At 72.1% G+C, this 7,716-nt stretch carries 5 protein-coding genes and 1 pseudogene; 2 read left to right on the top strand and 4 right to left on the bottom strand.

Features of this window, described 5'->3' with window-relative positions; genetic code table 11:
- A partial coding sequence (gene smc, locus CCN39_RS46250; RefSeq protein WP_086853361.1) for a chromosome segregation protein SMC occupies positions 1-3,513 on the top strand: 3,513 nt, incomplete at its 5' end.
- Here smc and CCN39_RS46245 read toward each other — a convergent pair.
- From CCN39_RS46245 to CCN39_RS46230, 4 genes are all read right to left on the bottom strand, one after another.
- Positions 3,506-3,733, bottom strand: coding sequence for a hypothetical protein (locus tag CCN39_RS46245; RefSeq protein ID WP_086853357.1), 228 nt, complete (start codon positions 3,731-3,733; stop codon positions 3,506-3,508). The genes smc and CCN39_RS46245 overlap by 8 nt on opposite strands.
- 52 nt (positions 3,734-3,785) lie before the next feature.
- Positions 3,786-4,286, bottom strand: a complete 501-nt coding sequence (locus tag CCN39_RS46240) for a DUF3455 domain-containing protein (protein ID WP_086853359.1) — start codon at positions 4,284-4,286, stop codon at positions 3,786-3,788.
- A gap of 86 nt (positions 4,287-4,372) precedes the next feature.
- Positions 4,373-5,938, bottom strand: a complete 1,566-nt coding sequence (locus CCN39_RS46235; RefSeq protein ID WP_086853356.1) for a sodium:solute symporter — start codon at positions 5,936-5,938, stop codon at positions 4,373-4,375.
- A 15-nt stretch (positions 5,939-5,953) separates the two neighbouring features.
- The gene (locus CCN39_RS46230; protein WP_086853354.1) at positions 5,954-7,162 is read right to left on the bottom strand and encodes an anhydro-N-acetylmuramic acid kinase; all 1,209 of its coding nucleotides are present in this window, start codon (positions 7,160-7,162) and stop codon (positions 5,954-5,956) included.
- A gap of 139 nt (positions 7,163-7,301) precedes the next feature.
- Here CCN39_RS46230 and CCN39_RS46225 point away from each other — a divergent pair.
- A pseudogene (locus tag CCN39_RS46225) lies at positions 7,302-7,716 on the top strand (signal recognition particle-docking protein FtsY); the annotation flags it as partial.

The following is a 7,716-nucleotide window of genomic DNA, read 5'->3' as shown; positions in this document are numbered from 1 at the left end:
GGCCCGAACGGCTCGGGCAAGTCCAACGTGCTGGACGCGCTGCGCTGGGTCATGGGCACCCAGGGCGCCAAGGACCTGCGCGGCGGCAAGATGGAGGACGTCATCTTCGCCGGCACCGCGGGCCGCGCCCCGCTCGGCCGCGCCGAGGTCACCCTCACCATCGACAACGCCGACGGCGCGCTCCCCATCGAGTACTCCGAGGTCTCGATCACCCGCCGGATGTTCCGCGACGGCGCGAGCGAGTACGAGATCAACGGTGACCGCTGCCGCCTGATGGACGTCCAGGAACTGCTGTCGGACTCCGGTATCGGCCGCGAGATGCACGTCATCGTCGGGCAGGGCCAGCTCTCGGCGATCCTCGAGTCCAAGCCCGAAGAGCGCCGCGCCTTCATCGAAGAGGCCGCCGGCGTCCTCAAGCACCGCAAGCGCAAGGAACAGACCCTGCGCAAGCTGGCCAACATGCAGGGCAACCTCGACCGCCTCGGCGACTTGACGACTGAGCTGCGCCGCCAGCTCAAGCCGCTGGGCAAGCAGGCCGAGATCGCCCGCAAGGCCCAGTCCGTGCAGTCCGAGCTGCGCGACTCCCGCCTGCGCCTGCTCGCCGACGACCTGGTCACCCAGCGGACCACCATCGAGCGCGACGAAGCCGACGAGCGCACCGCCCGCCAGCGCCGCGCCGAGGTCGAGCAGCACCTCGAGATCGTCTCCGCCGAAGAAGCCGAGCTGGAAGCCTCGCTGGCCGAGGACGCGCCGCTGCTGCAGACCGCCCAGGAGACCTGGTACAAGCTGTCCGCGCTGGCCGAGCGCCTGCGCGGCACCGTCCGGCTCGCCATCGAGCGCCAGCGGCACCTCTCCGCCGATGTCACGACGTCGACCGGTGGCCGCGACCCCGAAGAGCTCCTCGAAGAGGCCGAGCGCGTCGCCGAGCAGGAAGAGGAGCTCAACGAGGCCGTCATGGAGGCCCGGGAGCTGCTCGCCGAGACCGTGCTGCGCCGCGAAGACCTCGAACAGCGCGTCCAGGCCGCCGAGCGCGCGCACTGGGCCGCCGTCCGCGCCATCGCCGACCGCCGCGAGGGCATGGCCAAGCTGACCGGTCAGGTCGAGGCGCTGCGCAGCAAGAACGGCGCCACCTCCGACGAGATCGACCGCCTCAGCGTCTCCCTCGAAGAGGCCGCCGAGCGCGCCGAAATCGCCGTCGAAGAACTCGAGATGGCGAAGGCCGAGGGCGGCGTCGAGGAGTCCGACGACGCCGGCCTGATGGACCGCCACGACCGCGCGGTCGAGGCCAACAACGCGGCCAAGGCGCGGGTCGAAGAGCTGGTCAAGGCCGAACGCGCGGCCGAGCGCGAGATCGCGTCCGAGAAGGCGCGCGTCGAGGCGCTGTCGATGGGGCTCAAGCGCAAGGACGGCGCGGGCGCGCTGCTCGGCGCGTCCCACGAGCTGCCGGGCCTGCTCGGCTCGGTCGCCGCGCTGCTGACCGTCGAGCCCGGCCACGAGGTCGCGCTGGCCGCGGCGCTCGGCCCGGTGGCCGACGCGGTCGCCGTCACGGGCGGCGAAGACGCCCTGCGCGCGCTGAAGTACCTGAAGGACACCGACTCCGGCCGTGCCGGCATCCTGCTCGGCGGTCCCGAGTCCACTGTGGACACCTACACCTGGCCCGCGCTGCCGGAAGGTGCGCGCTGGGCCCGCGAGGTCGTCACGGCGCCGGCGCAGCTGCGGCCCGCCGTCGAGCAGGCCCTCGACAAGCTGGCCCTGGTCCGCGACCTCGATGCCGCCCGCCACCTCGTCGCGGTGCACCCCGAAGTCCGCGCGGTCACCGCCGAAGGCGACGTCTTCGGCGCGCGCTGGGCGATCGGCGGCTCCGGCAAGCGCGAGAGCGTGATCGAGGTCCAGGCCGCCGTCGACGAGGCGGCGGAGCGGCTCCGCCTGGCCGAACGCTCGCTGGAGCGGTACGCGGCCGAGCTGGAAGGCGCCCGCGCCGAGCAGCAGGCGCGCCGCGAAGAGGTCTCCCAGGCCAAGGACGCGCTCGGCGAGGCGAAGGTCCGCAAGGCGCGCTCGTCGGAGCGGCTCAACCGGATGCAGCAGGCGGCCCGCCAGGCGCAGGCCGAGGTCGAGCGGGTCAGCGGGCAGCGCGCGAAGGTCGAGCAGAGCCGCGTCCAGGCCCTCGCCCAGCTCGCCGAGCTGGAGGAACGGCTCGCCGCCGTCGCCGAGCAGCCCGTCGAGGACGATCCGGACACCGCCGAGCGCGACCAGGCCGTCGAAGAACTGGCCGTCGTGCGGCAGGAGGAGATGGAGGCGCGGCTCGCGCAGCGCACCTCCGAAGAGCGCGCCCGCAGCATCGCCGGCAAGGCCGAGGGCCTCCGCCGCGCCGCGCACGCCGAGCAGCAGGCCCGCGAACGCGCCGAGCGGGCCGCCGCGGCCCGCAAGCGCGGTGCCGAGATCGCCAACGCCGTCGTCAACGCCGGCGAGATCGCCCTCGAGCGCATCGAGCACTCGGTGCAGCGCGCCGCCACCGAACGCGACCAGGTCCAGGCCCGCCGCCAGAGCCGCGAGCAGGCGCTGACGAGCGTCCGCGCCAAGGTCCGCGAGCTCACCGGCGAGCTGGAGAAGCTGACCGACGCCGTCCACCGCGACGAGGTGCTGCGCGCCGAACAGCGGCTGCGGCTGGAGACCCTCGAAGCCAAGATCGCCGAGGACTTCGGCATGGGGCTGGAGGACCTCGTCCGCGAGTACGGCCCGGACGTCCCGGTCCCGCCGAGCGCGGGCGAGATGGCCGAGTACGAGGCGGCCAAGGAGCGCGGCGAAGACGTCACCCCGCCGCCGCCGATGCCCTACGACCGCGAAACCCAGGCCCGCCGCGCCAAGCGCGCCGAGAAGGACCTGTCGTTGCTGGGCAAGGTGAACCCCCTCGCGCTGGAGGAGTTCGCGGCGCTGGAGGAGCGGTACAAGTTCCTCTCCACGCAGCTGGAGGACCTCAAGGACACCCGCAAGGACCTCGAAGCCGTGATCAAGCAGGTCGACGAGAAGATCCTCGAGGTCTTCGCCTCGGCCTACGAAGACGTGGCCCGCGAGTTCGAGACGGTGTTCAGCGTGCTGTTCCCGGGCGGCGAGGGCCGGATGGTCCTCACCGAGCCGGACGACCTGCTGGCCACCGGGGTCGACGTCGAAGCGCGTCCCCCGGGCAAGAAGGTCAAGCGGCTGTCGCTGCTGTCGGGTGGCGAGAAGTCGCTGGTCGCGGTGGGCATGCTGGTCGCGATCTTCCGCGCCCGGCCTTCACCCTTCTACGTCATGGACGAGGTCGAGGCCGCGCTCGACGACACCAACATGCGCCGGCTGATCGGGCTGCTGGAGCAGCTGCGCGACTCGTCGCAGCTGATCATCATCACCCACCAGAAGCCGACCATGGAGATCGCCGACGCGCTCTACGGCGTGAGCATGCAGGGCGACGGCATCACGAAGGTGATCTCGCAGCGCCTGCGCTCGAGCGAGGAAGAGCCGGTCCCGGTCAGCTGACCTCGTCTTCGCGCGGCGCGCGGCGGTCTTCGCCTTGCACGCGCGGCTCGTAGTGTCTGAGGTCGTTGCCGATGTGGGTGGCGTCGCCGATCCGCGGCCGGCGCCCGCGCGGTGTGAGCATGCCGCGCTCGACCCCGCGTTTGCGGTCGGACCGGTCCACGATGAGCGCGATGACGAGCACCACCGCAAGGACAGCGCCGAGCCCGATGAAGAACCCCATGTGACCCCCTCCCGCTCCCAGGCTACGGGAGCGGGAAGGGGGGCACATCCGCTTATCCGGCAACCCAGAAGGCGTAGTCCGCCGAGTACCGGACCGCCGTCTGCGCTCCGGCCGTGCACGCCCCGGCCGGGGCCACGCCGCCGCGGGTGTTGAGGCGCTGGATGTAGGTCACCTTGCCGAAGATCCCGTCGCCGGTGTTGAGGTTCGCCTTGAGCAGCAGCTCCGGGATCGCGTCCTTCCGCGGCGACGACGCGGCCGCCGCCGCACCGACCGTGCTGCCGTCCACGATGGACGTCCACACCGGGCCCTTGCTGTGCAGCGCCACCGGCTTCCCGTGCCTCGACAGGACCGCCGCGGGCTGGATCAGCGCCCACGCGCCGTTCGTGCAGCCGTAGATCTGGACGCCCTCTGCCGGGTAGCTCGCCAGGGCCCGGTTGCCCGCCGGCACCTTGATCGCGTCCGGCACCTTCGAGGCCGCCGGGGTGGCCGAAGCCGTTGCCGCGCCGCCGACCAGCAGGGCGCCGATCGCGAGCGCCACCGTCATCCGCTTCATCGAATCCACCTTCGAAATCCTCCCGCCGCTTCTCGGCGGGCTCCCGCCCCTCGACACGGGAGCCCGCCGGAAACGGTTCAGAAGGATCAGGCGGCGGGCACCTCCGCCGTCTCGCCCGCGGCTTCCGACTCCGCCGCCTTCGGGTCCGGCGTGCGGTGCCGCAGGGCCAGCAACCCGCCGACGACCAGCGTGATCACCACGCCCATCAGCGTGTACCACGGGTAGGCGAGCGCCACCTTGTCCCCGGCCGCCTTGCTGAAGTCGACGCCGATCAGGCCGCCGGTCTTCGCGCTGAACTTCACCCCGAGGATGACGAACGCCATCACCACGACCGTGACGACGAACGCGATGATCGCGTCCACCTGCCGCGCCTTTTTGATCAGCAGGCCCAGCAGGAACGACCCGAGCAGCGCGCCGTAGGTGTACCCGGTGATGGCCAGGCCGAGCTCGATGACCGAGTTCTTCGTGGTCGAGAACAGCGAAGCGAACACGGCGAACACCACGGCCCAGATCAGCGTCCACATGCGACCGTGCTGCAGCAGCTTCGAGTCCTCCGGCGAGCGCTTGGTGAACCGCTGGTAGAGGTCGGCCACGGTGGACGTCGACAGCGCGTTGAGCGCCGAAGCCAACGCGCCCATCGTCGAGGCCAGCACGCCGGCGATGAGCAGGCCGGAGACGCCGACCGGCAGGTCGTCGATGATGAACCGCGAGAACACGTCGTCCGGGCTCTGCAGCCCCAGCTGCGCCACGGACTTGCGCCCGTTGAACACCCACAGCATCGCGCCGACCAGCAGGAACAGCGCGAACTGCACGGTGACGATGACGCCGCTGCCGATCAGCGCCTTCTGGCCGTCGCGCAGGCTGCGCGTGGCCAGCAGCCGCTGCGCGATCAGCTGGTCGGCACCGTGCGAGGCCATCGACAGCGCCGCGCCGCCGAGCACCGCCGTCACGAAGGCGTACGGGCTGGTCAGCAGGTTCTTCGTGAAGTCGACGAGCATGAACTTGCCGTCCGCGGACGCCTGGGAGGCCCAGTCGGCGGGCAGCTTGTTCAGCAGCACGATCGCGGCCACCGCGGCGCCGCCGAGGTACAGCGACAGCTGGATGACGTCGACCCAGACGACCGCCTTGATCCCGCCGATGTAGGCGTAGACCAGCGTCAGGGCGGTGAGGATGACGACGATCACCCAGTAGTCCAGGTGGATGCCGTAGTGGCTCAGGATCACCTTGATCGGGATCGCGCCGGCGAACAGGCGCACCCCCTCGGCGAGCAGCCGCGTGATCACGAACGTCACCGACGCCGTGCCCTGCAGCCCGGAGCCGAACCGCTTCCCGAGGAAGGCGTACGCGCTGACCAGGTTGCCCCGGAAGTACCGCGGCAGCAGGACGAACGCGGCGATCGTCCGGCCGATGATGTAGCCGAAGGCCAGCTGCAGGAACAGGAACGCGTTGCCGAAGACCAGCCCGGGCGTGCTGATCACGGTGAGCGTCGAGGTCTCCGTGGCCACCACGGACAGCATCACCGCACCCCACGGGAGGCTGCGCTCGCCGACGAAGTAGTCGGCCGCCGACCGTTGTCTTCGGCCGACGAGCACGCCGATCAGCGGCATCGCCGCCAGGTAGATCACGATGATGGCGAGGTCAACACCGCGCATGGATCTCTCCTACCGTCATCCGGTCTTCTCCGCGACTCGCAACCGCGTCACGGTGCCCCCCAGCGGGGCGGGAAGGTCGAGGGGGCCGTCGCCCGGGACCAGGGCGCCGAGCACGCGCGGCCCGCGGGCACCGGTCGCCGACGGCACCGTACCGGGCACGCCGCACCAGGTGAGCCAGCCCAGCAACGCGGTGAGGTACGCCTCCTTGCCGGCGCCGGGCAGGCCGAGGTCGTCACTGGTCTTCAGCACCGCCGAGGGCAGGTTCCGGACGAGCGCCGCCAGCAGCGCCGGGTTCGCGACGCCGCCACCGGAGGCGATGACGGTCGTGACGCCGTGGCGGCGGCACTGCTCGGCCACGGTGACGGCGGTCAGCTCGGTCAGCGTCGCGAGCAGGTCGCCGGGGTCGACCCGGTCCAGGCCGTCCAGCGCCGCGTCGAGGTAGCCCGCGTTGAAGTGCTCCTTGCCGGTGGACTTCGGCGGCGCGGCGGCGAAGTAGGGGTCGGCCAGCAGCCGGCCGAGCAGGTCGGCGCGCACCGACCCGCCGAGGGCCAGCCGGCCGTCGACGTCGCTGCGCTGCCCCGAGACGCGGTGGGCGGCGAGGTCGAGCAGGGCGTTGGCGGGCCCGGTGTCGTAGGCGATCACCGGCCGCCCCTCGGCGACGACGGTGATGTTCGCGATGCCGCCGAGGTTCAGCGCGGCGACCGGCCGGCCGGTGTCCTCGGCGAGGCCGCGCAGCCACAGCTGGTCGAGCGTGCTCGCCAGGGGCGCGCCGTGCCCGCCCGCGGCGACGTCGCGGGCCCGCAGGTCGGCGCAGACCGGCAGCCCGGTGCGTTCGGCGATCCAGGCGGGCTGGCCGAGCTGGAGGGTGCCGCGGACGTGGTTGTCCTCGACCCAGTGGAACACCGTCTGGCCCAGCGACGCGACCAGGTCCGCGCTGCCGCCGGCGAGCTCCGCGGCTCCGCGCCGGGCCGCGTCGGCGAACGCCTGGCCGACGCCGGTGTCCAGCCGCGTCAGTTCGCCGGCGCTGCACGGGTTCGGCGGCAGCGCGGCGAGCAGGCCTGCGCGCAGGGGTTCGGGGTAGGGGACGTCGAGCTCGCCCAGCGGCGTCAGCACGACCGTGCCGTCTTCGGCGTGCAGGTCGGCGGCGGCCACGTCGATCCCGTCGAGCGACGTGCCCGAAATCAGGCCGATCACCCGATAGCCGTGGCTGGCTCTCATCCCCATCCGGAGGGGTTTAGTGGAGCCTCCCGTGTGACGCAACCCACGTGGTGAAGTCTTGGCCCAATCGGGATCTAACTGGTGACGAATTGCCTGTGCGGACGGGGTGTCCGGCACCGGGGAGCGCGGATGAAAGGATGGGCCCGTGTCGAGCACCTGGTTCCTGTTCGTAGTCGTCGCCGTCGTCGTCCTGGTCGCCCTGCTGGTGACCGGCCTGCTGATCGCACGCAGGCGGCGGATCAGCCTGGACGCCCAGCGCGAGGTCGAGGCGAAACCGAAGGGCGGTTCGTACGCGGCCAGCGGGGGCATCGCGCTCGCGCCCGGCGGCACCGCCGAGGCACCCGAGCACCCGGTCGAGGACCGGCCGGAGACCGACGGCCAGCCCGCGGTGGGCGACGACGCGGCGGTGCCGCGCGACTCGGCGCAGCGCACGGTCCGCGACGTCGAGCTGCCGGACGCCGAGGTCGTCGAACCGGCCCCGGTCGCCGAGGTGATCGAGCCGGCGGCGGGCCGCATGGAGCGGCTGCGCGGCCGCCTGACGAAGTCGCGTTCGATGTTCG

It is taken from the genome of Amycolatopsis kentuckyensis, assembly GCF_002155975.1.
GTDB lineage: Bacteria > Actinomycetota > Actinomycetes > Mycobacteriales > Pseudonocardiaceae > Amycolatopsis > Amycolatopsis kentuckyensis.
Note: the sequence above shows the minus strand (reverse complement) of the source record. Positions and strands in the feature narration are given on the sequence as shown.

Excerpts from the sequence above, each read along its gene's own strand:
- CCN39_RS46235 (WP_086853356.1), bottom strand. The coding sequence starts at position 5,938 with ATGCGCGGTGTTGACCTCGCCATCATCGTGATCTACCTGGCGGCGATG.
- CCN39_RS46245 (WP_086853357.1), bottom strand. The coding sequence starts at position 3,733 with ATGGGGTTCTTCATCGGGCTCGGCGCTGTCCTTGCGGTGGTGCTCGTC.
- CCN39_RS46230 (WP_086853354.1), bottom strand. The coding sequence starts at position 7,162 with ATGGGGATGAGAGCCAGCCACGGCTATCGGGTGATCGGCCTGATTTCG.
- CCN39_RS46240 (WP_086853359.1), bottom strand. The coding sequence starts at position 4,286 with ATGAAGCGGATGACGGTGGCGCTCGCGATCGGCGCCCTGCTGGTCGGC.